This is a genomic window from Acinetobacter calcoaceticus DSM 30006 = CIP 81.8, from assembly GCF_000368965.1.
Taxonomy (GTDB): Bacteria; Pseudomonadota; Gammaproteobacteria; order Pseudomonadales; family Moraxellaceae; genus Acinetobacter; species Acinetobacter calcoaceticus.
Map to the genome: position 1 here is coordinate 220,093 of NZ_KB849784.1, position 24,716 is coordinate 244,808.

At 37.2% G+C, this 24,716-nt stretch carries 23 protein-coding genes, 1 tRNA gene and 1 pseudogene; 11 read left to right on the top strand and 14 right to left on the bottom strand.

Translation table 11 applies throughout. The features are described 5' to 3' along the window. Positions 1 to 55 precede the first annotated feature (55 nt). Together F936_RS18285 and znuD are read right to left on the bottom strand one after the other, a co-directional pair. Complete coding sequence (locus F936_RS18285; protein WP_005050145.1) at positions 56 to 1,519, bottom strand: phospholipase D family protein; 1,464 nt, start codon at positions 1,517 to 1,519, stop codon at positions 56 to 58. 75 nt (positions 1,520 to 1,594) lie between these two features. Continuing rightward, positions 1,595 to 3,670, bottom strand: coding sequence for a zinc piracy TonB-dependent receptor ZnuD (znuD, locus tag F936_RS18290; protein ID WP_005050148.1), 2,076 nt, complete (start codon positions 3,668 to 3,670; stop codon positions 1,595 to 1,597). 137 nt (positions 3,671 to 3,807) lie between these two features. On the opposite strand from znuD, the gene F936_RS18295 reads away from it, so the two are divergent. The 4 genes from F936_RS18295 to F936_RS19135 all read left to right on the top strand — a co-directional run bounded on the left by F936_RS18295 (position 3,808) and on the right by F936_RS19135 (position 7,209). Further along, positions 3,808 to 4,572: a DUF4184 family protein gene (locus F936_RS18295; protein WP_005050150.1), complete on the top strand. Its 765-nt coding sequence runs from the start codon at positions 3,808 to 3,810 to the stop codon at positions 4,570 to 4,572. 170 nt (positions 4,573 to 4,742) lie between these two features. Continuing rightward, the gene (gene aspS / locus F936_RS18300; protein WP_005050153.1) at positions 4,743 to 6,530 is read left to right on the top strand and encodes an aspartate--tRNA ligase; all 1,788 of its coding nucleotides are present in this window, start codon (positions 4,743 to 4,745) and stop codon (positions 6,528 to 6,530) included. Between the two features lie 120 nt (positions 6,531 to 6,650). Further along, positions 6,651 to 6,869 carry a hypothetical protein gene (locus F936_RS18305; protein WP_005050155.1) on the top strand — a complete coding sequence of 73 codons (219 nt, stop codon included), beginning with the start codon at positions 6,651 to 6,653 and terminating at the stop codon, positions 6,867 to 6,869. 88 nt (positions 6,870 to 6,957) lie between these two features. Continuing rightward, a complete protein-coding gene (locus F936_RS19135; protein WP_080595484.1) occupies positions 6,958 to 7,209 on the top strand; it encodes an LpxL/LpxP family acyltransferase in 252 nt (83 codons plus the stop codon). A gap of 243 nt (positions 7,210 to 7,452) precedes the next feature. Here the strand turns inward: F936_RS19135 and F936_RS18310 are convergent, their stop codons facing one another. The 3 genes from F936_RS18310 to F936_RS18315 are packed head-to-tail and all read right to left on the bottom strand — an operon-like array spanning position 7,453 to position 9,428. Continuing rightward, on the bottom strand, positions 7,453 to 8,496 hold the full coding sequence (locus tag F936_RS18310) for a capsular polysaccharide synthesis protein (protein WP_005050157.1): 1,044 nt from the start codon (positions 8,494 to 8,496) through the stop codon (positions 7,453 to 7,455). After that, the gene (locus F936_RS19140; protein ID WP_005050159.1) at positions 8,496 to 8,645 is read right to left on the bottom strand and encodes a WlaTC/HtrL family glycosyltransferase; all 150 of its coding nucleotides are present in this window, start codon (positions 8,643 to 8,645) and stop codon (positions 8,496 to 8,498) included. Before F936_RS19140 ends, F936_RS18310 begins: the two co-directional genes overlap by 1 nt. A gap of 9 nt (positions 8,646 to 8,654) precedes the next feature. Further along, positions 8,655 to 9,428 carry a glycosyltransferase family 25 protein gene (locus tag F936_RS18315; RefSeq protein WP_004638869.1) on the bottom strand — a complete coding sequence of 258 codons (774 nt, stop codon included), beginning with the start codon at positions 9,426 to 9,428 and terminating at the stop codon, positions 8,655 to 8,657. A 143-nt stretch (positions 9,429 to 9,571) separates the two neighbouring features. On the opposite strand from F936_RS18315, the gene F936_RS18320 reads away from it, so the two are divergent. Genes F936_RS18320 through F936_RS18330 form a run of 3 tightly spaced genes read left to right on the top strand, consistent with a single transcriptional unit; the run spans position 9,572 to position 12,048 of the window. Then, the gene (locus F936_RS18320; RefSeq protein WP_003655152.1) at positions 9,572 to 10,270 is read left to right on the top strand and encodes a hypothetical protein; all 699 of its coding nucleotides are present in this window, start codon (positions 9,572 to 9,574) and stop codon (positions 10,268 to 10,270) included. Between the two features lie 2 nt (positions 10,271 to 10,272). Next, complete coding sequence (locus F936_RS18325) at positions 10,273 to 11,205, top strand: glycosyltransferase family 2 protein (RefSeq protein ID WP_005050162.1); 933 nt, start codon at positions 10,273 to 10,275, stop codon at positions 11,203 to 11,205. A gap of 42 nt (positions 11,206 to 11,247) precedes the next feature. Next, complete coding sequence (locus F936_RS18330; RefSeq protein WP_003655148.1) at positions 11,248 to 12,048, top strand: glycosyltransferase family 32 protein; 801 nt, start codon at positions 11,248 to 11,250, stop codon at positions 12,046 to 12,048. Between the two features lie 72 nt (positions 12,049 to 12,120). Here the strand turns inward: F936_RS18330 and F936_RS18335 are convergent, their stop codons facing one another. The 6 genes from F936_RS18335 to F936_RS18360 all read right to left on the bottom strand — a co-directional run bounded on the left by F936_RS18335 (position 12,121) and on the right by F936_RS18360 (position 19,843). After that, the gene (locus tag F936_RS18335; protein WP_004638862.1) at positions 12,121 to 12,966 is read right to left on the bottom strand and encodes a family 6 glucosyltransferase; all 846 of its coding nucleotides are present in this window, start codon (positions 12,964 to 12,966) and stop codon (positions 12,121 to 12,123) included. 61 nt (positions 12,967 to 13,027) lie between these two features. Next, the gene (locus F936_RS18340; RefSeq protein ID WP_005050164.1) at positions 13,028 to 13,834 is read right to left on the bottom strand and encodes a polysaccharide deacetylase family protein; all 807 of its coding nucleotides are present in this window, start codon (positions 13,832 to 13,834) and stop codon (positions 13,028 to 13,030) included. Between the two features lie 10 nt (positions 13,835 to 13,844). Then, positions 13,845 to 14,735: a mitochondrial fission ELM1 family protein gene (locus F936_RS18345; protein WP_005050167.1), complete on the bottom strand. Its 891-nt coding sequence runs from the start codon at positions 14,733 to 14,735 to the stop codon at positions 13,845 to 13,847. Positions 14,736 to 14,802: 67 nt separating this feature from the next. Beyond that, on the bottom strand, positions 14,803 to 15,729 hold the full coding sequence (locus F936_RS18350) for a branched-chain amino acid transaminase (protein WP_005050169.1): 927 nt from the start codon (positions 15,727 to 15,729) through the stop codon (positions 14,803 to 14,805). Between the two features lie 24 nt (positions 15,730 to 15,753). Then, complete coding sequence (glnE, locus tag F936_RS18355; protein ID WP_005050171.1) at positions 15,754 to 18,504, bottom strand: bifunctional [glutamate--ammonia ligase]-adenylyl-L-tyrosine phosphorylase/[glutamate--ammonia-ligase] adenylyltransferase; 2,751 nt, start codon at positions 18,502 to 18,504, stop codon at positions 15,754 to 15,756. Between the two features lie 67 nt (positions 18,505 to 18,571). Continuing rightward, a complete protein-coding gene (locus F936_RS18360) occupies positions 18,572 to 19,843 on the bottom strand; it encodes a sensor histidine kinase (RefSeq protein WP_005050173.1) in 1,272 nt (423 codons plus the stop codon). A gap of 274 nt (positions 19,844 to 20,117) precedes the next feature. Between F936_RS18360 and F936_RS18365 the strand changes: the two genes are divergently transcribed. Next, positions 20,118 to 20,333 carry a hypothetical protein gene (locus F936_RS18365; protein ID WP_005050175.1) on the top strand — a complete coding sequence of 72 codons (216 nt, stop codon included), beginning with the start codon at positions 20,118 to 20,120 and terminating at the stop codon, positions 20,331 to 20,333. A gap of 34 nt (positions 20,334 to 20,367) precedes the next feature. Here F936_RS18365 and F936_RS18370 read toward each other — a convergent pair whose 3' ends face one another. From F936_RS18370 to F936_RS18375, 3 genes and pseudogenes are all read right to left on the bottom strand, one after another. Then, positions 20,368 to 21,258 (bottom strand): hypothetical protein, encoded by an 891-nt coding sequence (locus F936_RS18370; RefSeq protein ID WP_005050177.1) that lies wholly within the window; start codon positions 21,256 to 21,258, stop codon positions 20,368 to 20,370. 11 nt (positions 21,259 to 21,269) lie between these two features. After that, a pseudogene (locus tag F936_RS19675) lies at positions 21,270 to 21,368 on the bottom strand (helix-turn-helix domain-containing protein); the annotation flags it as partial. Between the two features lie 93 nt (positions 21,369 to 21,461). After that, positions 21,462 to 21,548: transfer RNA gene (locus tag F936_RS18375), tRNA-Leu, on the bottom strand. Between the two features lie 182 nt (positions 21,549 to 21,730). On the opposite strand from F936_RS18375, the gene queA reads away from it, so the two are divergent. The 3 genes from queA (at position 21,731) to F936_RS18390 (ending at position 24,687) form a co-directional block, all read left to right on the top strand. Beyond that, entirely contained in the window at positions 21,731 to 22,768 is a 1,038-nt protein-coding gene (queA, locus tag F936_RS18380) for a tRNA preQ1(34) S-adenosylmethionine ribosyltransferase-isomerase QueA (RefSeq protein ID WP_005050179.1), read from the top strand. 235 nt (positions 22,769 to 23,003) lie between these two features. Then, positions 23,004 to 24,032, top strand: coding sequence for a hypothetical protein (locus F936_RS18385; RefSeq protein ID WP_005050181.1), 1,029 nt, complete (start codon positions 23,004 to 23,006; stop codon positions 24,030 to 24,032). 85 nt (positions 24,033 to 24,117) lie between these two features. Next, on the top strand, positions 24,118 to 24,687 hold the full coding sequence (locus F936_RS18390; protein WP_005050184.1) for a LemA family protein: 570 nt from the start codon (positions 24,118 to 24,120) through the stop codon (positions 24,685 to 24,687). Positions 24,688 to 24,716 lie beyond the last annotated feature (29 nt).

Below are 24,716 nucleotides of genomic sequence, written 5' to 3' on the forward strand. Positions count from 1 at the left end.
TGTCGCCAAACCTCTTGCCAAATCTATACGAGACCAAATATTAAAAATTGGAAAATTAAAAAGTCGACAACCCTGACCATTCCATAAAACGATAAATCCAGTATTTCACTTTAGACTCATCTGCATACTTCGCGTAATCCACGCTCATCTGTCTGCCTTGCAGGTTTGACCACGATGTATTGAAGTAATTTTGAGCGTCTTTAAAGACTTGATCTTGAACTTTACCAATCACCAGCATGTCAGTTTCAAGGTTATAATTTTTTAAATTACGGGCTGTAAAATTAGCCGACCCTACAATCAACTCAGCTTGCTGAGCGTTATATTTTAAGATCATTTTGCTATGGTTTTGCTCGCCATGCGTATCACACCAACGGATTGGAATGCCAACAGTATGTAATTCTGAGGCAACCTGACGGTTTGGAATACCATTCTTTTGTCGGCCAAAAGCATCTTTATTTGGGTCAAGTAGAACTCGGACAATAACACCTCTTGCTTTAGCACTTTTTAGAGCCTGAATAATCTTGCGTTCAGATAGATAGAACATACTTAAATCAAGGTGTTCTTTAGGCTTAGCCGAGTTAATCAATTTTAATACAGATTGATAAATCGCCCCTTCAGTTAAGACTTGGACTTGAGGTTTGGTTACGTCTTTTTCAAAATCACCTAAAATGAGCGAGGGTGCACTACTTCCCGACATTCGTGCAACCGCTGCTTCAGTTTGTAGAACATCAGCTGCTGTGGCTCCCGTTACAACCAATGCAACATTTGAGTGTCTAGAACTACCATCATGTGGGTTTGCAGAAGTTACGAGTGATTTCCAGCCCGCATCGGTATCGACGACCACGGTTTTACGGTGATTTGCCTTAAAGTTAAATAAGTTTAAATAGCTACGCAGTGTAATTTTTTCATCACCGAACGGATTTGGTAACCAGCCTTTTTCAGGATTATTTCCAACATTCTGGCAGCAGATGTACCATAAGCCGGACCAGAATGGGTTAGACGCACGTAATGGGCCTAAATTGGTTTCAATCACATCAACACCTGCTTGACGTAACTGACGGTAATTTTCAGGTTTTAAGCCCCCATAGACCGAGTTAATCGGGTCAGTAATCATTACAATCTGAATTTGGCGATTTTGTCTTTTTTTACTTACCAATGCATCAGTTAACTCTTGCATGAGAGGTCTTTGCTTTATTTTTGAATCGCCAACTTCTGAATTAAACAAAAACATATCCACCACAATCGTGGTTTTGGCCTCATCAATCATTTTCAAGATTTCATCAAAGATATGCTGATCAACCTGTTGTTGCCCTTTTGCATCAAGGTAGGTTTTATCTGCTAAAAATTTGACATCGGCATGTCTAAGCTTGCCACTAAAGTTAATCCCTTGCGGCAATGGTTTTACTGTGTGGTAAATTGCCGATGCAAGATATGCAATAGCAACAACGCAAAGTAATATCGCCATATAACGACGCCCTGACCAATTTATTTTTTGATGAATTCGTTGAAAAATACGCATAAAAAAGACCTAACTTGATAGTTTCAAGTTAGGTCTTTTGGTTTGATTTTTCAAGTTTAGTTTCGTGTTAAACCCTTAAAATCTAAAATCAACACCTACTGTAAAATTGCGTCCAACTTGTGGAATATTGGATAAGAACGAAGCATGTTGATAAACGGTGTCATCTAACAAATTGTTCGCTTTTAAGTACACACGATAATCCGTTTTTGCACCATATTGCCCTGAATATGCCACACCAAGGTTTAGCATATTATAGCCTTCAGTTTCGGTCTCGTAGGCCGCGATTTTGTCTTGGTTAAAGACATGATAATACTCAGCAGAACCACTAAATCCATCACCGAAATCTGCATCGACTTTAGTCCCTAAGCGCCCTGCTGGAATGCGTGGTGCATTTCCTTCGGCATCAATTTTACCGCGCACATAGTCACCAAAAGCACTGATCTTATACATTGGGTTAATTTGATAACCAATTTCACCCTCTGCACCATAGAAACGTGCTTTATCTTGGGTGTATTGAACTAAACGGAAGTCTTTATAGCGGTCAAGGGTTTGCGCATAGATGTAGTCATCAAACCAGTTATGGTAAACATGAAGATGATAATCGAGTTTGTCATTATCAAAATGCAAACCTAACTCAACATTATTCGATTTTTCCTTACTGAGCTGATCGTTCCCTAACTCATAAGTATTTGTCGCAAAATGCCCACCATTTGCATATAACTCTTGAGCTAAAGGTAAACGTTCTTGATGAGAGGCTACAAAAGAAAGTTTATAGTTTGGTGCAAACTCCCAGTTCGCAGCACCAGCATAAGAAAAGGCAGAACCATCAAAATCTTGTTTAGAGTTGTCGTCTACATCAATTTCTTGCTGATCTGCACGTGCAGAAAGCTCAAAATGTACGTCTTTCCATTGCTTATGTTCTAAAGCAAACACGCTCCACTTTTTGGTGGTGGTCGGTGCCATGAAGGCTTCTTCGCCAGTCAAATCTAATTTTTGCTGGCCTAACTGCGCGCCAATGACCCCTTCCCAACTTGCAATAGGGTTGTGTACTAACTCAATACGCCCGTCATAGCCTTTGTTTTGGAATCGGGTTGCAATTGCCCCTTCTTCAATTTCATCATGCTGATAGTCGGTATAGCTTGCTTGTGCGCGTAACTTTTGAAAGCCTGCAAATGGATCATTTAACTCAGTTTTAAAATCATAACGCTCAGATTTTAAATCAATCCATGGGCCGCCATGTTCGTGATCATGTTCTTCATTTCCATGGTCATGAGCTTCTTCACCATCTTCATGTTCATGATCGCCACAATGTAAATGCGGTATTCCCGTTAGATGAGCACTGCAACTTTCATATTCATGGCTATGCCCAGGTAAACCATATTGGTCTCGACGGTTGCTATAAGAAATGCCTGTATAACCACGGTCATAAATCCAAGATAACCCGACGTTAACTGAATCACCCTGAGCAAAAGTATTGTCTACACGGCGCTCTTTTTCACCTTCATTAAGATAATTTGGCGCAATGTAGTTATTCGCATCACGTGTTAACCCCTCAACACGTAAAGCCACTTGACTACCCAAACCTACAGTTACACCAGCACTCGCCAGTTTTTCATCACTTCCAGTGTTGTAACGTAAGCCAACTTGTCCTTCATAGCCGTTTTCAGGCATTTGCGTAGGGATCTTGTTATCAATAACGTTAACTAAGCCGCCGACATTTCCAGCACCAAACAGTAAAGTTGAAGGACCTCGAATCACTTCGACTTGTTTTGCAAGCACAGGATCTACAGTTACCGCATGGTCAGGAGACAACGTCGAGACATCAATATTTTCTGATGAATTTTGAAGTACTTTAACGCGTGGCCCATCTTGTCCACGGATGACTGGACGACTCGAACCAGCCCCAAACTGATTAGCGTAAATTCCTACTTCACTACTCAGCGCATCCCCAATGGTGGCAGCACCTTGCGATAAATGCTTTTGATCAACAACAGCATCTGCAACTGCAAAATCTTGTGAAGTTTGCTCAAGTGGATGAGCCTTAATTCGAATGGTTTCTAACTTTTCAACATTTTCACTTTCTGCTGCAAACGAAGGAACGGATATGACAGCTAAAATGGATAAGGTCAAAATATTTTTATAAAACTGCATTGGATGTGTCCCGAATCACGATATGTTTTATTTTTGTTATACTATAACATTTCATTTGTTTTGCAATAAAAAACATTTTTAATTAGACGATTCGTTAGACTGGTCAACTAAATGATGTGAGTAATTTTTGATTTCTAATGCCTTTTACCATCTCTCATGCCGTTATAGCTCCTCCCTTATCTAAGCTTAGCCAAAATACTTTACCGATTGCTGCTTTAGCAATTGGGAGTATGACACCCGATCTTTACCGCTTATTTACAGTTCATTCCAACATGCTGACTCACCAATGGAAAGGCCTGATCTATCCCAATCTTGCATTAGGCTTGCTGTTTTGTGCTGTTTGGTATTTTCTTTACCGCCCAGTGATTTACCGTTTTTTGGGTGTGCAACATGATCTTGCGCTCAATTCTTTAAAACGTATTTCTATATTTTTTATTGGAACATTGCTTGCACTAACGTTAGGCATTGCAACTCATTTAATCTGGGATGGTCTAACGCATGCAGACTTTCGAACCTTTGTATTTAAAGATGTATTAGCGACAACAGTTCATCTTTTTGGACATCCATATCCATTACATCGTCTTTTACAACTTGGCTCTTCTGCTCTTGCTTTGCCTTTTCTCGCTTGGATGTGCCTTCACTATTACCAGCGCTATAAACAACATTGGAAGGTCAGTATAAAAATTAAAGTTTTCGCGTGGACTCTTTTTATACTATCTACACTCTTAGGTTTATTTTCTTTTTGGGATTATGCTCGCTACATTCCTCATGAGGTTTGGCATGCTGATACCTATTATTTTACAGGCCGTTCGATTAATGAGTTTATGCAGGGCTGGTTAAGTACCTTTAGCTTAGGATGCTTATTATTCTTGTTTTTAGATCGGCAACAAAGAATGGGATGAATCAGGAAACTTGCTGCCAAATTGCTCATTTTCAGGTTAATTTCTGCGGTTTTTTGATCTACTTCTTGTGACAAACCATGCAACAAGGCATAATCGAAAACTTATTTTTTTGACGGTGCGCGGTTTACGCATCCGTCTTTTCAGCCAATATAGTTTGGATAATCTTCATTATGATGCGAACTCATTACTGTGGCTCTTTAACTGAAGCCCAAATCGACCAAACCGTTACACTATGCGGTTGGGTACATCGTCGCCGTGACCATGGTGGTGTTATTTTCCTTGATATGCGTGACCGTGATGGTCTCGTTCAAGTGGTTATTGACCCAGATACTCCAGAAGCATTTGCAACTGCAGATAAAGCACGTTCTGAATATGTATTAAAAATTACAGGTCGTGTTCGTCGCCGTTATGAAGGTACTGAAAATGCCAACATGGTGAGTGGTCAAATTGAAGTTTTAGGTAAAGACATCGAAGTTCTTGCTGCTTCAGAAACACCTCCATTCCCGTTAAATGATGAAAATACCAATATTTCTGAAGAAATTCGTTTGAAATATCGTTTCTTAGATATTCGTCGTCCTGAAATGTTGGATCGTTTACGCTTCCGTTCTAAATTGACTAATCTTATTCGTAATTATTTCGAAGACAATGGTTTCTTAGACGTTGAAACACCTATTTTGACACGTGCAACACCTGAAGGTGCGCGTGACTACTTAGTACCAAGTCGTGTACAAAATGGCAGTTTCTATGCACTTCCACAATCACCACAATTATTCAAACAATTGTTGATGGTGGGTGGTATTGATCGTTACTACCAAATCGCGAAATGTTTCCGTGACGAAGACTTACGTGCTGATCGTCAACCAGAATTTACTCAAATCGACGTTGAAACATCGTTCATGAGTGACGATGACATTATGGACTTAATGGAAGTCCTTACTGTGAAGATGTTCGATGAACTTCTTGGCGTTAAATTCGATAAATTCCAACGTATGACGTATGCAGATGCAATGCGTGACTATGCATCAGACAAACCTGACATGCGTATTCCGTTGAAACTCGTCGATGTTGCAGACTTAATGCAAGAAGTAGAGTTCAAAGTATTTGCGGGCCCTGCAAAAGATCCTAAAGGTCGTATTGTTGCCTTACGTGTTCCAGGTGCAGCATCATTGCCACGTAGTGCAATCGATGAATACACCAAATTCGTTGGCATCTATGGTGCAAAAGGTTTGGCTTATATCAAAGTTAATGAACTCGCTAAAGGAATTGAAGGTCTTCAATCTCCAATCGTGAAATTCATTGAGCCGATCGTACTTGAACTGTTGGCACGTGTTGGTGCGCAAGATGGCGATATCGTATTCTTCGGTGCAGATAAAGCTAAAGTTGTAAATGATGCAATGGGTGCTCTTCGTGTGAAGATTGGCCATGATTTGAATCTTGCAACTTGTGAGTGGGCTCCACTTTGGGTTGTTGACTTCCCAATGTTTGAAGAAACTGACGATGGCAAATGGACTTCTGTTCACCATCCATTCACGCTACCAAAATCAAGCGTAGAAGAAGTGAAGAGCAATCCAGGTGAAGCACTTTCTGTTGCTTACGACATGGTATTGAACGGTACTGAAGTTGGTGGTGGTTCACTTCGTATTTATACATTAGAAATGCAAAAAGCGATTTTTGAAGCGCTTGGTATTTCTGATGAAGAAGCAGAAGAGAAATTCAGCTTCTTATTAAATGCGCTTCGTTACGGTGCTCCTCCTCACGGTGGTTTGGCATTTGGTCTTGACCGTTTAGTGATGTTAATGACTGGCGCGACTTCTATTCGTGACGTTATTGCATTCCCGAAAACTAAGACTGCTGAATGTCCACTTACTCAAGCACCTGCTCCTGTTGAAGCAAATCAGCTTCGTGACTTGGGCATCCGCTTACGTGAAAAGCCAAAAGCTGAAGAAAAACAAGCATAATTTTCTATACGATTCACAAAAAAGCCTTACTTTATGTAAGGCTTTTTTTATTGCGTTGAGATCGCACTGTGAGAATGGCATAATAGCGCCTTATTCCTCCCTTTGGTGTGAGCAAAACTTATGGCTATGCGCCCTGCTGTCCGTCGTCGTACACTTGTATTAATAATCTTCGCTATAGCACAGTGGTTATTTATGCGTTACATTTTAGCCAATGGTTTATTTAATATAGATACCAATCAACGTATTTTATATTTTTGCGTAAGTAGCTTAGGTGGTGCTCTACTCATTTTTGTGAGTTTGATTTATATGGTATTAAAAGGTAATGCCGACCAAGCTTAACGACACTACTCGCCACTGGTTTTAACTGATATGATTTGACTGGTGGCTTAATTTTTTATTTATTTTGTTATCAAGACTTTTAACCTCATTGGTTTCAAAACTTGCCAATAAAACTCAATCTAATGTGATTGGAATCAGTTGTATTCGCAATTCAGATACTCAATTTGATATCCAATGTACTCCATTATCTGAGTATATTTTATCGAAAGATTTACAAATATCTGTTGATCACTTAAATAAAGATTTAGAAAATATGATTAATGTCGGACCTGAACAGTATATTTGGTCATATAAGCGTTTCAGAAATTGCTATGGAAATATTAATAGATATCGCCCTTAATTAAATGATCACCAATACTTCAAGCTATTTTATAGTTTTTTCAATCAATTAATTTTAACTCATTAAGCTTAACTCTCAACTATAATATAAATATCTCTCAGTTTTATTTGATATAATCAACTTTATAACTATTATAAAAATTAATCCCACACTCACCTTTATAAATTTAGCAATATCAACAATCCAAATGAATATCTTTCCAAAGAAGATTTTCATTAGATTTGATCAAACTATCTAGAAGAACTATAGTAAACCATATTCTTTTAACAAATATTCATTATAAGAACCTGTTTGTACTTCCTTAATATAATTCAGTTTATGAATTGCTATTTTTGATAAAATTTCATTGTAATCTGTTACATCAAATACTTTAACTTGTTTTACTTGTAATAGATGTACCAAGGTATCATCTAATAATAACATTGAATTATGCAGTAAATGTGTTGTCATTAACTCATTAAACATAATCTGAAAAATAAAATAATGCGGGATATTATTTTGCGTTTTCCAATAATTAAGCATAATATCTAAACAAATATGTGTAATTTCATTATGCTTTTGCGACACAATAAAACTATTTAAAACATTAACAAAATGCTCATCATGCCAGCCAAAATAATCATCATTAAAATCAATCCATTTATTTTTATTTTCAGCTTCAGAATCGCGCTGGAACATAAAAAAATCTTGTTCAAGAATTAAAGGGTTGATTTCTTCAGTTAATAAAATTGTGGCATCAATCCAAATTCCCCCATATATATCAAGTAAAGCAAGTCGGATAAGATCAGCAAAAAAGGCTGGTTTAAAGTTTTTATTTTTCTTAGTTTCCCAAACAAAATCTGGCAGATCTAGATATTCTTTTACACTTTCTTCATCAAGCCGTATAACTTGATAATCACCTTTAAAACGATCGACAGAGGCAAAACATAATTTAACCGTGTCATTTTGCTGTGCGGCAGCAAAGCCTTGTCCCCAATACTGCCAAATAATTTTTTGATCTGAAAATTGTTTTTTCGCTTTAAGTTGGAAATTTTCTAGCTTACCAGCAAAATATTGATCTAAAAAAATATTCCATAATTTAGCAACATGCTTTTTTTGTAAAACATTGGCTTGTTGTGCTTCTCGTTTACGCTGAGCTTTGGGTACAAATAACGAATAAAAAGTACGCCAAGGCTGTTTTTTCAAACGTTTTAACCGGACAGTTTGTGCTTCATCTTGAGAAAATAAATCCATCATTTGTGACATTACTTCAGTATTTTCTGGTTGATTTTGTACCTGCATTGACATTAAAAATATCCTATCAACTTTTTAAAACGATTTGAAAAATTACCATTGGTTTTTTCATTAGAACGTTGTAAATAGCATGGATGTCCATTTTCTACACTCCATTCCCCACGTCCAATATCGAAGAATGCTGTAATAATTGTAATCGACATTTTACGAACCTATTTTGGATATTGACTTAACATGATTTTAAAAATTCTTTTTAAAAGAGAAATTTTCCATTTATCAAAAATTGATTTTTTAAATTTTTCTTCTTTATTTAACAATTTGCGCTCTTGCTCAATATAACTCTGTCCTGTACCCATTTCATCAAGTTCAGGATGATCAAATAAAAAAGTCGCATAAAACTGACAGTTTGGATCATAATCACGCATCTGAGACCAATGATCACAGCCTTTTGGAATCTCATGATAACGGATTAATAATTCAGCCATTTTTCGGTCAATAATATAAGCATAAGTATAAAATAAGCGCCCAAAATACACAGGATGAAGCTTAAGTACAGGTGTTTGATTGATCTTATTTTCTAAAAATGTACCACGTACAGTCTTGCTACTTCTCAGTTGAATGCCACCCATACTCAGAAAAAAGCACTCCTGTAAATTTAAACCACTAACTTGTGCTTCTAAGTGATTTAAATCAATATCATTTAAACAAATGGCATCATCTTCAAAAATACAGGCATACTGTTCATCTGATGCTAAAAAATCTTTAAATGCATTAACATGTGACAAGGTACAACCAAGCTCAGCAGGGCTGAGTGCTTTTTTACGTCCTGCGACTGCAAGTTTAAAATATTCAGCCGTCGGCAGTAGCGCTCCAATCACGCCCATTTTGGTAAATTCACTATGATATTTTCCAAATGTCGGTTGTGAGAAGAAGCTTGTCAATCTTGCGCTGCCTTCCTTTTCAATACTGATTAAATATTTTTTCACTGCACGAACCTGAAACACCTACTTGGAAAAAACCATTATATTTTATTCGGCATTCAAATAGTATTTTTCCCGTGTGATTGATGAATAGATTTTTTGTAGTAACATGATTATGATGGTCGTTTTTACTGAGATGATCGCTTGAGATGACTGCACTTGGTTTTTCTTCTGAGTATTACCATGTAAAGATTGAAGAACTGCTTCAACTCAGTGATTCAAAACTTGATCTGCAACTGAAAAATGAATATCCACATATCCAAGCAGATGATGTGATTTTATTTATCGGTAAAGATTCTAAAAATATTGCAGACAATCTATTTCAAGGGCGTGACATCTTACTCCAAGCCCAAAAGCAAGGCTTAACCCATTTTCCAACATTGATCATGTTTGAACAACGTGCGCCACAATTAGGCATATTGGCATTACTCAAACCGATTCGTAAAAAATATCTTGATTTTTCAACGCAAAGTTATGAAATTGCACTTAGCGATATTATTGATAATCATCTCGAACGTAATTTAAAAACCGAAGAAACTGCTTATAATTATAGTGATCGTAATAAATGGGGAGTGCCTAAAGATCAACGGCAAAGCCGTTTCCATGATATTGATATGTCATTTAAAGAACATGGTTACGATAAAAATCACCCCATGGCAATTATGTTATGTCGTGGTTTAGGTGTGAAAGATAAATTGCATCAGGGACACCATCGGATGTTTTTTTGCCGAAAATACAATATTCCTTATATACAAGTACAATTTTTAGCAACCAACAGTTTTTCGGGGCCTTTAAAAACATTTTTTTTATGGTTAAATAAAACCCTTAAATACAAGCAAGTGAACTAGATATGGCGACAATTTCCATCTCAGTTGTCTTAACCCATTTTAATAAAGGCCCTCTATTACAACGGACAATTGAGTCTTTACAACCTGACTTGCCAGAACTTTTAGAAATTATGGTGGTGGATGATGCTTCGACTGATCCAAATTGGAAAATTTTTTCTCAACAATTAGAACAACAATATTCAAAAGTTAAAATTATTCACAATATAGATAATAAAGGTCCTGCGAACCGTCTAAATCAAGGGGGTAACGCAGCACAAGGTGATTATCTATTTTTTATGGATGCCGATGATGTACTCGCACCCAATCGTCTAAAACAAATTGTCGAATTGATGCAAACAGAAAACTGCGATTTATTTTATGGCAATAAAGTTAAAATTCGTGATTTAGCTGAAATTCAACAATATCCAACGATGGATACCTCTACAATTGAACAGCCACTGACCTACATGATTCAGCACAACATTATGGAAATGTGTGTGATGTGTTCAAAAGAACTTTGGCAAAAATCTCAAGGTTGTAATTCAAGTTTATTTATTCAAGATGAATCATTGGCTTTAGAATTAGGTGTGGTTGCACAGAAATTATTATTTACCGAAACCGCCACCGTTTTTGTGATTTTAGATGCTGAAGAAACCAAAACCAAACGTGGTGATAACCGTTTATCACAAAATCTAAATCAGCAACATCATGATATGTTTCTGACTCTTTATGACTTTTTAAATACACATGATTTAAATCAAACGCAGCAAAACTTACTTAAGAAAAAAGCACTTTCCACCTATTGGAAAAGCTTAAAATCCCGTGATCAAAAAAGCTTAAAAGAGTTTTTTTATTATGTCCTTGCCAAGCGTCATCCTGAAAAATGGTGGGCAAATCGTGCAGAGGCACTTAAAACTTATTTTACCCAATTGGATCATGTCCGACACCCGCAATAAATGATTGCTTTATTTTTCTCAATCTTGATCTGAGCATTCGGTATGCCAATTCCTAAAATCATTCACCAAATTTATTTACAAGGTGAAGCCAATATTCCCGAAAATATTAAAAAATCAGTGGCTGAATTGCGTCAACGTAATCCTAATTGGGACTATCGTTTATATGATGAAGCACAGATTTTGGACTATATTCAACAATATTATGATCAAAAAACATTAGATACCTATTTATTGATCCAAGAGAATTATGCTGCTGCTCGTTCTGATTTTTTCCGTTACTTACTCATGTATCAAGAAGGTGGGGTTTATCTTGATTTAAAAAGCTCGTGTGCTGTGCCTTTTGATGACATTTTACGTGAAGATGATGAATTTATTATTTGCGGTTGGGAGAATGAAGTAGGACAACAATATCAAGGTTATGGCATTAACAAACATCTAAAATTTTTAAAATATGGTGAATATCAACAGTGGAATATTATTGCAAAGCCACATTCACCATTTTTAAAAGCAGTCATAGATGAAGTCAGTTTTCGTATTCATGACTATACCCCTATGAAATATCATGTAGGGCGCAAAGGTGTACTGAATACTACAGGTCCTGTTCCATATTCTATTGCTATTGAAAAAATTATTCAAAGCCAACAACATCAATATCGTTATGAGCGTTTTGCAAGTCAGTTTGGGCTGATTTATATCAATGCCGATACAACAGTAGTCAATAAAAATCACTATCGCCTACAAATCAACCCTGTGGTTAAACTCAACACATTTAACCAGATACTTTATAAATTATGGTTATATATTTTACATCCACGCAAAGTTTTTAAAAGAAAAACTCAATAGGCTTATTTTAATTTGCGTTGTTCTTTTAGAATTCAAGAACAACGCCATTTGAGTTGCAGATGAATAATTTTTTTACAAAAACCAAGATGAGATGCGCTGTTTAATTCGGAATCCCCAGCCTTTGTGCTTTGCATTCTTAGAAACTTCCCATTGCTTTTCACTAATTTTTTCGTCAGTTTCACCTCTTAAATAAGCATGTCCACCAAATCTAAAATGTGATTTATCTGAAAACATAACTTTAGCTTTTTTCTTCCATATTTCATTTTCACCTCGAGTGAAAAATGGAGGTAAAACCTTAATATCCTTTCGATTTAATGCATATTTATTCAAATGACTTTCATCATGCCATAAAGCAATTTGCTCATTGCTTAAATCTACATGGGTATTACTGCTCAACTGCCGACACATTTCAAGGTAAGCCTGTGCCCGACCACCATTTAAAGCACCTGTAAAATAGTATTTCCCTTCATTCATTGCAATATAAGCTGTCGAATTAGGGTTACGATCATAGGTATATTTCTTTTTATTTCTGTGAAATGCATGCGGTTGAATAGCGAATGCTAGATTTTGTTGATCTATTGGCAAAATATCTTGTGCATCAATCGGTTTTAATATTTCAGTATTAGCATTAAAAAAATATATATAATCGAAAGTATTCAACCTATCTTCAATACTTAGGAAGATATCAAACCTCATCAAAGTATCATAAGGCCAACCAAGTTTATCTTGTGAAATATAAGATACATTCTGATCTGTCTTTTTCTTTAATAACTCTTCATTATCGGTAAAAACAAAATAATGCTTTTTACATTCCCGTAGAAGATTACTTTCCGCAGATTGATAAAAATAATCCCAAAATACGGTATAACGTCCTGTTGCTATATATAATATAGCGACCTTTTTAGGCGATAAATTCATGATTAATCCATTCCTGAGCAGCATTAATATTAACTTCGAATGAGAGGTTCATCATCAATTTTTAGCTTCTTTGACCTATTTTAAAACGAAGTTTGACTGCAAATAAAGAATCCTTACCACTAATTTTGATGCGTTGCAGTTGCATAAAGTCTGGTTGTAAACCATCAATACCTTCTACAGTCGTGACCGCATTACTATACCCAGCCTGCCGAGCCAGTTTCACGTCTCTATCTGAATAAATCCCAAATGGGTAAGCAAAACTGGTGACTGGTTGAGCTATCAGTTGTTCAAGTTGCTGTTTTGCATCAACCAGTTCACGTAAACAATCTGCATCATCCAGTTCATTTAAATTAGCGTGTGTGAGCGTATGCGAACCAATTTCAATCAGCCCACTATCTGCTAATTGCTTAACCTGTGCATCATTCAATTTTGGTTCACGCATGAGTTCACCACTATTATGGTGTGCTTTTTTATAAGTTGACCAATCTCGATCATGTCGATCAACCACTACATAAATGGTCGCTTTAGCTTGATATTTCTCTAAAACTGGATAGGCATTTTCTAGATTATCTAAATATCCATCATCAAATGTAATAGCTACAGTCTTTGCAGGATGTTGTCCCCAATTCTCTTGTAATTCATGCATTGTCACAAAATGAAAACCTTGTGATTTCATCCATGCAATCTGCTTTTCAAACTCAATAGGTTTTACACGCAGCTTATTAAATTTAGCACCATCTATATGGTCTCTAACCATATGATACATCAATATACGTGGCTTATTCCAATCTACCGCAGGTTTCCACCACGCATATTTATAACTAAACATTACAATAAGTAAAACCAGTAAAATTAGAATATAAATCACAGTACCAAACTCAATTTTTCGCTAAAAGATATGTTGCCACACGGTCTGCTTCTTTAAAAGCATAAGGTTGTGGTAAATGTACAACACAAGTCTGCTGTGAAATTAATTTTGATTCTAACATTTGATCAACTGAGTGAGTAATGCGGTCGTCTTTCAAACGGTCCATTGCCATTACCCCTACTCGACAACCCGCAGTAAGCGCCTCAAAAATCATAGATACGCTATCTTCTGTCACCCAAACAGCTTCTGCTTTTTGCATTTCTTCAAAAATCCAGCCTTGAGGTGTTTGTTCAACCGGAAATATTTGCAAATGTTCGGCAAAGTTTTGTTGTTTTAAAATATCGATAAATCCTGCTGGCGTTCGGCGTGAAGTCGTCAGAATAATTTCAGCGTCTGGATTATTCTCAACAATTTTTTGAACACTACTTAATACTTTATCTTGGTTCCATTGATGTCGTTTAGATGAGCCACCTAAAGCGATTAAAATTCTGGCTGCTTGATGGCGATTTTCATTACGAATTGGATTGAGTGCGCCACGCGTGACAATCACATGGCTATCGGCATGAATGCCGTCATGCTCTGGAATAACTGCATAATCAAAGCAAACCACAGGTAAGTTAGGCTTCATCAAAATAATAGTTTTAGCTTTTCTAAAAATCTTACCGAGTAACCAGACCCGAAAATGAGTGTGACTTCCCACTCCAAATATAAAATCGGGAGCTTGTTGAAATAAGGAGTTTTTTGAAGAGAAAAGTACCTGAATTAAAGAAATAATAGGTAAATCAGAAATGAGAATCTCTTCAAAAGTTGTATCAGCCCGTTGTCTTTGCATCGCCTGAAACAAGCCTAATGCTTGTGAGCGATGTCCTGCCTTACCATCAGAGACATAGACAATATGCATAAAAGCTCCATAAGCCAAAAATAAAAAGGCGAAACCAAAGTTCGCCTTTTTATGTTAACGGATTAACTTATTTTACGTAAGTTAACCAGTGTTCATATTTCGGATTTCTACCTTGAACTGCATCAAAGTAAGTCTTTTGAATTTCAGTAGTAATTGGGCCACGGCCACCTGCACCGATTTGACGGTCATCGTATTCACGAATTGGTGTTACTTCCGCAGCAGTACCAGTGAAGAATGCTTCATCTGCAATGTAGAATTCGTCACGTGTAATACGACGTTCAACAACTTGATAACCAAGATCTCTAGCAATCGTCATGACAGTTTGGCGTGTAATACCATCAAGCGCACCACCAGCGATATCTGGAGTATGTAAAACGCCATCTTTAATTAAGAATACGTTTTCACCAGAACCTTGGCACACATAACCTTGTGGGTCCATTAACATAGCTTCATCGTAACCAGAATGCGCAACTTCTTGGTGAGCAAGAATTGACAACGTATAGTTACCAGATGCTTTTGCTTTACACATGGTCACGTTTGGATGATGGTGAGTAAACGATGAAGTTTTAACGCGAATACCATTCGCCATTGCTTCATCACCAAGGTATGCGCCCCACGCCCATGCTGCAACTGCGGCATGAATCGTGTTATTTGTTGCTGCAATACCAAGTTTTTCTGAACCGATCCAGATGAGGGGACGTAAATAGCAAGAAGCTAATTTATTTTCACGTACAACATCAATTTGTGCTTGTTCAAGCGTTGCTTGGTCATACGGTACTTTCATTTGATAAATTTTTGCTGAATTTAACAAACGTTTTGTGTGGTCTTGAAGACGGAAAATGGCAGTACCTTTAGGCGTTTCATAAGCACGAACACCCTCAAATACGCCCATACTGTAGTGTAAAGTATGTGTTAAAACGTGAATCTTTGCATCACGCCAATCAATTAATTGTCCATCTTGCCAAATAAAACCATCACGATCAGCCAAATTCATGGAACACTCCAAATTGTTATAAAATCATTCACTATCCAACTCAACCGAGGCGGTTGGGTCTATTAATCTTTGCCATAAATTGCAAACGACCGCACGGGTACTACGCCAGTCCGCTGCGCTTACTTGCATGGATTGATTTGCAAGGGCTAAGCGGTGGCTTTCGGCACGTTCACTAAGATAGGCTCGAATTAATGCTGTGGCATCTTCACTGGATAAGCAGTCTGCTTTAGCAGCATCTTCTAAAATTCTTACATTATCAGAATAATGGGCGAGATCAGGGTTCGTCCCGCTCCATGCAAGTACAGCATACTGTGCCATAAATTCGATATCGACGATACCACCTGCATCCTGTTTTAAATGAAAAATACCATGTTTTTTTTGTTCAGAAGATGAACCTAGGTGGTCTTTCATTTTCTGACGCATTTTCAACACTTCTTCACGAACATAAGCCTCATCTCTAGATTGAGTCAATATCTCACGGCGAAATATTTCAAATTTCTGGCAAAGCACCTTATCGCCAGCAATAGAACGTGCTCGAACTAATGCCTGATGCTCCCAAAGCCATGCACTTTTCAACTGATAGTGTTCGTAGGCCTTAAGACTCGTCACCAATAAACCAGCCTCACCTGACGGTCTTAAACGTGTATCAATTTCATAGACACGGCCATCAAGTGTTTGAGTGGTCATGAGCGACATAAATTTTTGAGCAACACGCATCGCAAACTCAAAGCCAGTAATAGACTTAGTCCCATCCGTATCGGCTTGTTCATCCAGATAATGAATAAAGACAAGATCTAAATCTGAACCATAACCCAGCTCAATTCCACCTACCTTGCCATAACCAATGACAGCAAAGGCTTTGTAGTCGAGTGAGCAACGTTTCCCATCGACATCACATGGATAACCATGACGCTTTGCTACAGTCTGATAAGCTAAATGGAGGGTTGCGTTTACACTCACTTCAGCAATATCAGTTAACGCATCGGATACTTTCATTAGCGGGCTTTCAGCTAACACATCGCTTGCAGCGACAGTGAGTACATTGCTCTTTTTAAACAGGCGAAGTGCTCGCATTTGATCTTCAACCTGATCAATTTCAATGCGAAGTAACTGCTGACGCAATGAGTCTTCTAAGTCCTTGCGTTTTGGCAACTCGAAATCCATCGATAAAAATTCATCAAGCAGTACTGGATATTGCGTTAGCTCTTCACAAATCCAAGGACTTACGGTCGCCATTTTCACTAAGCGTTGTAATGCCCCTTTACTTTCAATCAGCATGACTAAGTACACGGTTCGGCGCATGACCGATTCAATCAGCGGCATTAAACGTAAAAGTGCAGTTTGAGGTTGTTCGGACTGTAAGATCACTTCAATTAAATGAGGCCAGAATGTTTTTAAACGCTGGACAGCATTTGAAGGTAATTTTTTGAGTGCATGACCGTGCCAGAATTCATGAATCAGATTTTTCGCATTGTCATCCAACACTTCATCTAACTGCTGCTCTAACTGTCCAAAGTTTTCAGTTGCGGCATTTGAACTTGTATCTTCAATCAATTGCTTAAATTGAACTTTAACTTTCTGGCGTTTCTCGTTTAAAAGATCAATAAATTCATTCCAGCTCACAAAACCCAAGGTATCTATAATGCGTTGTCTTAGGTCAATTTCTTCTGGCAATAGCTGAGTTTGCTGATCGTTGAGGGCTTGAATTGCATGTTCAACACGGCGTAAAAACAGATAAGCATCTTCTAATTCTAAAACGGCTTGTTTTTCTAACAAACCTGCTTCGCCAATGTGCTCAAGGCTAACTAAACATTGGCGGTCTTGTAACTCACGTTTAGACCCGCCATAAATAAGCTGGAACACCTGAACAATAAATTCAATTTCGCGAATACCACCCGCGCCGAGTTTAATATCATCCTCGATATGACGGCGTAGAACTTCACGCTCAATCATCGCTTTCATATCGCGCATAGCAGCAAAGGCGGTGTAATCGACATAACGACGGAATACAAAAGGATGTGTCATTTCTAACAAGTCTTGCCCTTCTTTACCCCCAGTTACAACACGTGCCTTAATCCATGCATAGCGTTCCCATTCACGCCCATGCTGACTTAAATATTTTTCCAAAGCTGCATGACTAATCGCCAATGCCGAGCCATCCCCCCAAGGACGCAAGCGCATGTCTACTCGAAACACAAAACCATCTGCGGTAATGTGCTCAAGCAAATAAATGAGTTTTTGTCCCCATAAAATACAAAACTGCTGTACATCAATGCATTTACGACCATTGGTTTCGCCTTGTTCATCAAAGGCAAAAATTAGATCAATATCGCTCGAGAGATTAAGCTCTTGTGCACCAAGCTTACCCATGGTAACTACAATCAAATCTTGAACTTTGCCAGAGTAACCCACAGGTTCACCGTGTTTCGCTACGAGTGCCACACGTGCAAAAGCCTTTGCCGCACAAATGCTGGCATCAGCAAAATCAGAAAGTTCACGAGTAAGTGTGACAACATCGGTAAGCTGATTGGCATCTTGCCAGATCCAGCGAAACATTAAACGACCACGCAAAATACGAAGTGCGCGCATCCAAGATGTTTCGTCACCAATTCCATCTAATGTGGTTTGTACAAATTGGTAAATTTGATCAGTTGAGAGCGGTGCAGTAAATTGATCTATTTGGTAATCTTGTTCTAAAACAGCCTGATGCAGGCCTAAAACTTGTTCCGCATACTGACTAGCACGCAATGTTTTTTGTAACTGCTCCGCATTCATATAAAAAGCTCTTTTCCTCGTACTCTGTTTTTAGTTATAGCAGTTCGAGTAGTGGTAGGAAAAGGGATTAGACTAATTTTGCTTCCGATGATGATTGATATTCGATATGAGGATCATGACTGTCTTGAGCCGAAGGTAATAAAACTTTAAATGTGGTTCCAACACCTTCTTTGGAACTGACATTAATTTTCCCCTGATTAATCTCGACAAAACGTTTACATAAGCTCAGACCTAAACCCGCGCCTTTTTCACCTGCGGTACCTTTAAAGCTGGCAGTAATACGTGGATGGAACAAATTCGTCATTTGTTGCTTGGTCATACCGAGACCAGTGTCTCGCACTGTTATTTCAATATTTTCGCCAGTTTGTTTGGCTTCAATAAAGACTTTGCCCGAGCCATCAACATCTGTAAATTTCAGCGCGTTTGACACCAAGTTTTGAATCACTGAGGTCATCATATTGATATCAGCATAGATTTTTAAATCTTCTGGTACAGCATTCACCAATTCAATATTTTTCTTTAAAGCTAAGGTATATAAAACATCAAAAACGATATTACTGACTTGTCTAAGGTTAAAGTTAATCGGGTGATAAACAAAACGCCCACCCTCAGCCATTGCCCATGTTAGTAAGCTTTCGAGCAAGTTATAGGTCGATTGCGAAGTGTCGTATAGATAGTCTGCAATGTTTTGAATGCTCGACTCATCTAAAGTTTCACGCTCTTTGGCGAGTACTTCTGAAAAACCTAGCAGACCATGAAATGGTGCTCGGAGATCATGTGAAATGATTGAAAAGAATTTTGTTTTACTTGAATTAATCGCAACCTGTTGCTCGTAGAGTTCGTTTAACTCTTCATAGTTAAACTTCAACTCGACCTGCTGCATAAAAGTAGAACAGTAATCGAGCAATAACTGGATGTCTTCATCTTCAAATGTTGCTGCATCGTCATCAAAAAAAACGGCAAAGCCCATAGAGGTTTTATCAGGGTGTAAAAGATGTACCGCTAACGCCCTGCTGCACTCGATGTTTAGTTCTTTTAAATAGTTGGTTAAGTTTTGATAAGAAGGATGTGAGTGATTAATGATCTGTTGTTTAGCAAAGCACTGTTTTAAATGTTTTGAAGGTTTAAACGAAATGGCGGTCATACCATCTGGGCAACGATGCCAAAAGTAAGGTTCTTGATTAAAAGTCAATAAGGCTTTTTTACACTTCAAAAGGCGAAGACTAAACCGGAAAAATTGCTCAATATAGTTCTGCTCGGCATTTAATCCAAGCAAAAGCGATATTCTACAAGCACTTAACTGCTCAATCTGGTTTAGTTCTAAATGTTGGAATGTCATTGCCCGCCTCACAGATTTTGTCGTTTTTGGTCGGAACCGCTCTTAAAAGAAATGTACTTATAATCATTATGATCTACTACAAACTTTAACACAGTACATTAAAAGAGCAACTTTCTTTTCAAAATAGAAATGTGAAGTTTCAATTAAAGGTTTTTAGATACATAAAGTGGGTATGTTTGAGGAAAATACAACAAATGTTTGAAGGTAGAGAATTGTAAGATGTTAGAAATACGAGTTCATAAAATAGCCTCATGATCAATAGACAAAGGTAGAAATGCACTCAACACTAGACGTTAATAGCCAAAAGAAAATGACGGCTGAAGAAATGCTGGAAGAAATTGAATATCCACTTGAGAACCTTCAAAACTTAATTTTTGCCTTTTCAAAAATGAAAGTCAATGATGGTTTAAAAGAACAAGAATTTAGCGCCATCATCAACACACTACATCACCAAGTGGTTAATATTAACCGCGCGATTCATGCCAAATGAATAAAAACAAACCCGGCTTAGGCCGGGTTTTGAATTACTTATTATTAAATAAATCTTTATGCATAGCCCAAAAAAAGTATGTTTCATCAAAATTATCTCGTGCATAAATATGATAGCCACGTGGATTAAAACTATGAAACAATTCCTTGCCTTGGAAAATCTCTTTAAATTCCCAATACAAGGGAGCTATAAAAAATATTGTTATTTGCTCAGAATTAAGACAAGAATTACGAATTAATTGTAAATATATTTCTTTTTCATTTTCATCAAGATAGTCAGCAGAATCAATTAATATAAAAAGACTGTCATAAATCAAAATATATGAATAAACACTAGTTAAGGGAGTATTATTATTTAACTCTGATAAAAAAACATGATAATCATTTCTTAATTGATTCAACTCTTCTTCTGTTTGATATCTAGCGCTTAATATCTTTTTTGTGAAAAAAGTATTAATTCTATCAAATATTTGTGCACCACTAATTTCCCCATCCTCATTATTTGAAGCCTTAATACTATTAAATAGTTGCATTTTATAATTCAAAAGAGAATAAAATTTATTATCAAAATTTGATTTTTGTATCTCTTTCATTTGCGTATTATGAGCCAATCGAGCGAAATGCAATTGATTTTTAGAAGTATTTTTTGCCTGATTAAGCTGAGTAGTCATTGCTTCACGTGCATCTTTATTAGCTTTTCTTTGCTGTAAAGCAGAGTAAATTAATAAAACAACTGTGAGCGATGTGAATAAGGTATTTAAGCTTCCATAAATATCACCAAAAGGGCCAAACTCATTAAAGTCGGTTGGAAGTTTGTATGATTCAATTAAAAGTCTAAAAATCAGAGGGAATGCTATCCATAAAGATAGAATAGAAATAATTCCTACACCCCATATGAGTTTTTTTTGTAAGTCAGTTAAGTTCATTTTGAAATAATTTATTTAAATTGATTTGCATCAGTCTCAGCTATAGAGACTAAACCCGAACGCATTTCTTCACGTGTTTGACGGTACAACTGAATCAGCTTTGTTTCATCATATATTATCAAAATTCCGTAAAAAATTTCTAAAACAAAAAACCCCTAAGCCGTTAGCTTAGGGGTTTTTCTAGAATCTTACGATTCTGAATATGGTCCCGAGGGTCGGACTCGAACCGACACGTCATCTCTGACAGCGGATTTTGAGTCCGCCGCGTCTACCAATTTCACCACCTCGGGAGAGGAAGTATGTTTGTGTTGCGTATATTAGCGCGTTTGTAAAACTTGTCAAACCCTAAGTGAATATTATCGTTCACTTTTAGATCACTTAAACATTTTTCATGATTTAAGCCAGAAGCACAGCCATAAAAAAGCGAAAAAGTTTATACTAGGCGCAATTTTTGCGGTGTTTTTTTCTAAATATGCAACTGTCTGACTTTTCCTTTGAATTACCTGATGAACTTATTGCCCGTTACCCTCTTGAATCACGTAGTGCTTCACGGTTGTTGCACTTAGACTCAAAGGGTCAATATCACGATCACATGTTCACAGACATTATCGATCTGTTCGAAGAAGGTGATCTGCTAGTGCTCAATGACACCAAGGTCATGAAAGCTCGACTTAAAGGAAAACGTTCTACAGGTGGTGCTATCGAGATTTTGGTTGAGCGTATGCTGAACCACACCACAGCGTATTGTCATATTAAATCAAGCAACTCACCTAAAGCGGGTGCTGAGCTTTTTGTTGGTGCAGATAACATTCCTGTGATTGTACGTGGTCGTCACGAAAATTTATTTGTGGTTGAGTTTTCACAGCCAATCTTGCCTGTCCTTGAGCAATATGGTCAGTTACCTATTCCGCCTTACTTTAACCGTGAGGCAGAAGAAATTGACACCGAACGTTATCAAACGGTTTTTCATAATCCTGAAAAAATTGCCAGTGTTGCCGCACCCACTGCAAGCTTACATTTTGATGAAGAATTATTAGCAAAGTTAGAACAAAAAAATGTTCAAAAAACTTTTGTGACTTTACACGTGGGGGCTGGCACATTTATGCCAGTTCGTACTGATGACATTACCAACCATATCATGCACAGTGAATGGTGTGATGTTCCTCAAGAAACAATTGACCTAATTTTGGCGACTAAAGCACGCGGAAATAAAGTGATTGCCATAGGTACAACAGCAACACGTGCTTTGGAAAGTGCAGCTCAAGCCCATAGCGGTAAAATTGCGGCTTGGACTGGCGACACACAAATCTTTATCTATCCGGGCTACCAGTTCTGCATCGTAGACCGTTTAATTACAAACTTCCATTTACCAGAATCTACCCTGCTCATGTTGGTGTCAGCTCTTTCAAATCGAGACAACATTTTAGCTGCCTATGAACATGCGGTTAAAAACCGCTATCGTTTCTTTAGTTATGGCGATGCAATGCTGATTGATAAATTAGAAGTTTAAAAAATTAAGGTTGGGTTAAACCATACTGGTGAATTAAAAGGTTTAACCCAGCCCAGATATTTACAATAAAAAATAATGAATTTAATCCTGTGTGTTTCAGAAATTTATAGATAAAACTCAAGCATCAATTTTTTGAAGACAATTTCTTAATTTAAAAGCATTTAGTATTTATCTCTTTCAATTTAAAAGATAATCTTAGATAGCACTTTTTTATGATAATCAATTCATTACCTCCATGCCAATCGATACCGTACAAGAAGCTCTTCATATAAGACGTAAAAAAAATACACAGGTTTTTCGCAACATTGCTCGACTTTGGGATGCTGGACAAAAATCTCATTCAGTCCAAGATCTTTTAGATGCTTTACATCCGTGGCGTGAAGATCACAACCTTCGCTTTTTTAATGTACTCCCCTACTTACTCGCAATTTGCAGCATCACAATATTAGCTTTTAGCTATTTTCTTCATCCGCATATTCAATATCTTTTGAGCTTTTTAGGCGCATTTTTAACAGGGTTTCTGGCGTATTTACTCTATCAATCTGAAGAACCCTTAACGCAAGTCATTCGTTATCTAGAACAGCGTATGGTGATATTGCGTTATGGTTTACAATTTCAGAAGTTGCCAGCCTATCTTCCCATTCATGTGCAGCCAGTTTTAGTTCTGAGTAAATTAAAACAGTATTTCCCATTGTTTAACCGAGGGACTGAATCTAACGAAATTACCCAATATGCTTCTGTTACATGGAACGATGGCGTAACCGATCATCAAGTCTTGCTGTTTCAATACCATTACGTTAATGAAATACCGATTATTCAAGATCAAAGTAGCGATAAAAAAATTATAAAAGAAATTCATAAAGACTTATGGGGCGCTTTTATATTTGAAATGCCTGCTCTGGGTATTGCTGTCAGCAATCAGCGCTCTCGGTTTTTTGCACCCTACAGCAGTAAATGGCAAAGTAGTGATATTTTAATTAACCAAGAACTTAATATTTATGGGGTTAATCAACATCAGTTAGCCAAAGAAGTCAGCCCAAGCTTAACTTTAAAATTATATGATTTTTTTCAGCACTTTACAGGTGATTTAATTTATCATCACGAAGAACAAATTTTGTGTTATCTGGGTGAGAAAAATCTTTTCCAGACCACCAGTAAGCAAAGTGAAATTCATGATGTTTCAGCATTACGTGGGCACTTGCGTACCATGACCATGCCGCAATATGAAAAATTTCAGCAAGTAATGTTGAACTTAATTAAATAAATCTCTCGTATTACTTCATTGGCGACTCATTAAAAAATGAGATATCCCAAAGTGTACTGAGGGAATAACAATAAGAGGACCGACCATGACTGGTTTATTTATTTTCTTGGGGATTTTTGTTGTACTGATCGTCTTGGGCATTCATATCCGCAATACCATCGTACGTTATTTTAATGCGACCAAACGTGCCTGGGCAGAGGTTGCCAATTTCGAGCGTCAAAAAGTCAAAACTTTAGAAGCGCTTGAGACAACACTGAATCAATATACTCAGTTTGAAAAATCGACATTAGAAAAAGTCATCGAACTACGTCAGCAAATTCTTAATTTAAATGTGAATAACACTGATATTTCTCAGCTACAGCACATCGAGAAAATGAGCCAAGAACTGATTCGAAGCTTAAATGTTGTTGTTGAAAACTATCCTGAGCTTAAAGCCGACTCACTCTATAGCAAGATGATGGATGATATTCAGGAACAAAACGAAAATGTGGGCGCGGCTATTACCATTTTTAACCGTAATGTCGAGCTGTTCAACAACCAGATTGAAGTATTCCCTAACAATCTCATCAATACATTAACTTTATCTAAGAAAGCGATTCGTCCTTTTAAGGATAATCTTGTTAATGAAAATTTTGACTATAAACCTAATTTTTAATAGGAAAAAAACAGCCCCTAACCTGTCGG